Annotated in this window: 4 protein-coding genes and 2 pseudogenes; 2 read left to right on the top strand and 4 right to left on the bottom strand. The window is 69.3% G+C overall.

Annotation, left to right across the window (positions count from 1 at the left end; translation table 11 throughout):
• A pseudogene (locus tag AB0947_RS42635) lies at positions 1–137 on the bottom strand (IS5/IS1182 family transposase); the annotation flags it as partial.
• Between the two features lie 43 nt (positions 138–180).
• Complete coding sequence (locus AB0947_RS42630; RefSeq protein WP_366755733.1) at positions 181–594, bottom strand: helix-turn-helix domain-containing protein; 414 nt, start codon at positions 592–594, stop codon at positions 181–183.
• 101 nt (positions 595–695) lie between these two features.
• Here AB0947_RS42630 and AB0947_RS42625 point away from each other — a divergent pair, with 101 nt between their 5' ends.
• Both AB0947_RS42625 and AB0947_RS42620 read left to right on the top strand, forming a co-directional pair.
• A complete protein-coding gene (locus AB0947_RS42625; protein ID WP_366755732.1) occupies positions 696–1,547 on the top strand; it encodes an alpha/beta hydrolase in 852 nt (283 codons plus the stop codon).
• A 230-nt stretch (positions 1,548–1,777) separates the two neighbouring features.
• A pseudogene (locus AB0947_RS42620) lies at positions 1,778–1,951 on the top strand (ATP-binding protein); the annotation flags it as partial.
• A gap of 163 nt (positions 1,952–2,114) precedes the next feature.
• Here AB0947_RS42620 and AB0947_RS42615 read toward each other — a convergent pair.
• On the bottom strand, positions 2,115–2,957 hold the full coding sequence (locus AB0947_RS42615) for an SDR family oxidoreductase (protein ID WP_366755731.1): 843 nt from the start codon (positions 2,955–2,957) through the stop codon (positions 2,115–2,117).
• 90 nt (positions 2,958–3,047) lie between these two features.
• Positions 3,048–3,851 (bottom strand): formate/nitrite transporter family protein, encoded by an 804-nt coding sequence (locus tag AB0947_RS42610; RefSeq protein WP_366755730.1) that lies wholly within the window; start codon positions 3,849–3,851, stop codon positions 3,048–3,050.
• Between the last annotated feature and the right edge of the window lie 121 nt (positions 3,852–3,972).

Here is a 3,972-nt window from a genome sequence, read left to right as displayed (position 1 = left end):
CTCCAGGGCCGGCCCTTGCGGACCGGATCTGCACCCTCACGCCGGAGCGCAGTGATCAGCTTGCCGAACTGGCGCGGGCTCAGACCGGTGAACGGGGCTATCCAAGCGGGCTCCGACGCCGTGATCACACCAGACACCGCAAGATCATCTCACCTGTGACCAGCAGTTACGGGACACCCCTTAGTCGGGGGGTGACTCGTCGGCGAGCTGGTTGCTGCGGTTGATCTCCGGCATGTGCGTCTCGGCCCAGACCCGCAGGGCGGAAAGCGGTCTTTCGAGGGACAGACCGAGCTCGGTGAGCCGGTAGTGGACGGCGGGCGGCACGGTGGGTTCCACGCGGCGCGCGACCAGGCCATCGCGGACCAGGCTCTGCAGGGTGACGGACAGCATCTTCTGTGAGATGCCCGGGATACGGCGCCGCAGTTCCGCGAAACGGAGCTCGCCCGGAGCCTCCTCGGCCAGTACCTTGACCGCCATCGACGTCCACTTGGTGCCGATACGGTCGAGCAACTGGCGGGTCGGGCAGCGCGGATCCAGCAGGTCACCGCGCTCACCGGGCCGCTGGTCACGTCCGCCGGGCTTCGACGTGGTCACCCTGGGCTCACCACCTGAAGGGAAAGTGCCGTCTTGGGCGGACCAGCATAGTTCCTTAGCGTGACCTGGTCACCATCACTCACCACATCTGGAGCCCCTCCATGCCCGAGCTGCGCCGCGTCCCCGCCAACGGTGTCGAACTGAACGTCGCCCTCGCCGGATCGGGCCCGGCCGTCCTACTGCTGCACGGTTTCCCGCATACCTGGGAGCTGTGGACGGACGTCATGGCCGACCTGTCCGGCCGCTACCGCGTCATCGCGCCGGACCTGCGCGGGTTCGGCGCGAGCAGCCCGGCCGCCTCCGGGTACGACGCGGACACCCTGGCCGAGGACGCCGCGGCGCTTCTCACCACGCTCGGCGTGTCCTCGGCTGCGGTAGTGGGCATCGACGCGGGCACCGCGCCGGCCTTCCTGCTCGCCCTGCGCCGCCCCGGTCTCGTCCGGCGCCTGGTCGTCATGGAGTCTCTTCTGGGCAGGCTACCCGGCGCCGAGGACTTCCTCGCCGACGGGCCACCGTGGTGGTTCGGCTTCCATTCCGCCGCGCCCGGCCTTGCCGAGACCGTGCTGGAGGGCCACGAGGCCGCCTACGTCGACTGGTTCCTGAGCGCCGGCACGCTCGGCGACGGGGTGCGCCCCGCCCTCCGGGACGCCTTCGTCCGCGCATACACCGGCCGCCAGGCGTTGAACCGCGCATTCTCGTACTACCGGGCCCTGCCCGAGAGCGCGGTACAGATCGAGCAGGCGGTCGCCACTGCCCGCCTGACGGCGCCAACGATGGCGCTGGGCGCCCGGCCTGTCGGTGCTGCGCTGGAACGCCAACTCCGCCCGGTCACCGACGATCTCGCCGGACATGTCATCGAAGATTGCGGCCACATCATCCCGCTGCACCGGCCGCGCGCCCTGCTGACGCTGTTGCATCCGTTCCTGGCCGGTGAAGACACGAAAGCAGCGTGACCGGGCCGGGGGCTGACATTCGATGCACGCCCTAGGTGTGCTGTCCCGGGACGTTGGTGACATGCGTGCTGGGTGCTTGAACAGGTGAGGGTCTTCTGGGTTCGGTGTGGATTGCGACATCTACGACCGGTACTCAGGAGGCCCTCGCGTCCCACCGTAATGCCCCGCTGACCCCGGACGCCGCGCGTGCGGGGCTCGGAGTGCACGAGCATGGTGACGGGCTGGCCGAGATCAAGGCGGCAGGCTCCCCGCGGGAGAAGTCCCTCCGGACGTTCGACTTCGATGCCAACCCCAACATCGACCCCGCCCCCATCCACACCCTCGCCAGCCACGAGTGGAGCAGGAAGAGCCAGCCGCTTTGCCTGATCCGCGACTCCGGCACCGGCAAGTCCCAGGAAATGCTGACCCAAACCCTCCGCGCCCTCGAACACGATGGCCTCCTCACCCGCACCGTCCATACACACGGGGAGCGGCCGTGTCGAAGACCATCAAGGAGCAGACCGTCGAGCAGCTCGGCGGGAGCGGCAGCATCCTGGTGCGGCAACGCCGTGAGCATCACCCCGCTTTTCAGAGGATGGGCTGGCCGCCGGTGACCGCGATCCGGGCGCCGGAGACGTACGAACCCTCGTCGGAGGCGAGCAGCACATAGACCGGGGCAACCTCGGCCGGCTGGCCCGGACGGTTGAGCGGAACCTGAGAGCCGAAGTTCTCCACCTGCTCTGGCGGCATCGTCGCGGGTATCAGCGGTGTCCAGATCGGCCCCGGGGCCACGCTGTTGACGCGGATCCCGCGCTCGCCCAGCAGCTGTGCCATGGTCCCGACCATGTTGGCGATGCCCGCCTTGGTCACGTCGTAAGGCAATAGCGTGGGCACCGGCATGTCGGAGTTGACGGAGGTGGTGGCGATGATCGACGCCCCGGGCCGCATGTGAGGCACCGCCGCCTTGCACAGGTGGAACATCGCGCTGAGGTTGACCGCCAGGGTGTGGTCCCACTCGTCGTCGGGGATCGCCTCCAGCGACTCGCGGGTCATCTGGAACGCCGCGTTGCTCACCAGGACGTCGATCCGGCCGAACGACTCCACCGCCCGCCCGACCACCTCGCGGCAGTACGCCGGATCCGCCAGGTCCCCTGGGAGCAGGACCGCCTTGCGTCCGGCCTGTTCCACCCAGTGCACGGTGTCGCGGCCGTCTTGCTCTTCCTCGGGCAGGTAGGAGAGCAGGAGATCCGCGCCCTCCCGGGCGAAGGCGATGGCCACGGCCTTGCCGATACCACTGTCACCGCCCGTGATCACCGCCGCCTTCCCGGCCAGCCGGCCCGACCCCCGGTAACTGTGCTCCCCGTGGTCGGGGCTGGGCCGCATACGGGCTTCCGTGCCGGGCGGCTGCTGTTGCTGTGCGGGCTGCGACATCGTGCATGACTCCTTTGTGGGGGAACGAGGCACCGTAACGGTGCCCTGGACGGCTGACGGCCGCCTCGGTGCGGCCGGTGGTCGCCGGCGTCACTGGCCGGTTCGTGCTGTGTCGTCGCTCAGCACGGGGGCACTGCGGATGAGGCGCAGGGCCGTGGTCAGCAGGAGGCCGCCGACGATGTTGCCCAGGACCGCCCAGGCCAGCCACTTCAGCCAGTCCAGGTAACCGTAGGGCGTCGTGCCGGTGTGCAGGCCGGCGAACGCGATGAGGGAGTCCAGCACCGAGTGCCACAGCCCGAGCCCGGCCAGGACGAACGCGGTGGTGATCGATGCGGTGATCTTCCCGGTCATGGACTCACTGCCATGGTGCATACGGGTCATGAGCGTGATGACGCCGCCCCCCAGCACGGCGAGGCAGAACGTGCCCAGTGTGTACCCGCCGTCGACGAACTTCGCGCCCAAGGCGGCCGCGGTGCGGTGCAGGTCCGGGTAGGCCTGCATGACCAGCCACATGAACACCCATCCACCGACCAGGTTCATCACCAGGACCGTTCCCCACATCCTGACCAGGTCCAGCCAGGTGGCGGCGCCCGCGATGACGGTGGCGACGGGCACCAGGAACCCCTCCGTGAACAGTTCGCTGTGCCCGAGCAGCAAGGCGATGAGTCCCACGGAGAAGGCCAGTCCGGCCAGGAGCTCGCTGCCGGTGGCGTGCCGCACGAACAGCAGCGCCATGACGCCGACACCGACGTCGATACCGCCCAGCAGTGACGTGGCGACCAAGGACGTCCAGGTGCGGTGCAACCGTGGCCCGCCCTCGGCCACGATCCGTTCCGCCGCCTCGGCGACTCTCCGCTCGCCGGGTCCCTGCATGATCTGGTCATCCGGTTCCATGGCCGTCCTCCGGTTTCACGTGACCACGGGAACGCGCCCTCTGCCTTCCTCGGTGGCGAGCGGCTCGCCCGCCGCTCAGCCGCGCAGCCGCCCGCAGAGGTCCCCGAGCAGGTAGGCGAGT

The organism is Streptomyces sp. NPDC047841 (genome assembly GCF_040704085.1).
Classification (GTDB): Bacteria; Actinomycetota; Actinomycetes; order Streptomycetales; family Streptomycetaceae; genus Streptomyces; species Streptomyces argyrophylli.
This window is presented reverse-complemented; position numbering and strand designations above follow the sequence as displayed.

Bases quoted from the DNA above. Each gene is read 5' to 3' on its own strand.
- AB0947_RS42625 (WP_366755732.1), top strand. From the start codon at position 696: ATGCCCGAGCTGCGCCGCGTCCCCGCCAACGGTGTCGAACTGAACGTC.
- AB0947_RS42615 (WP_366755731.1), bottom strand. From the start codon at position 2,957: ATGTCGCAGCCCGCACAGCAACAGCAGCCGCCCGGCACGGAAGCCCGT.
- AB0947_RS42610 (WP_366755730.1), bottom strand. From the start codon at position 3,851: ATGGAACCGGATGACCAGATCATGCAGGGACCCGGCGAGCGGAGAGTC.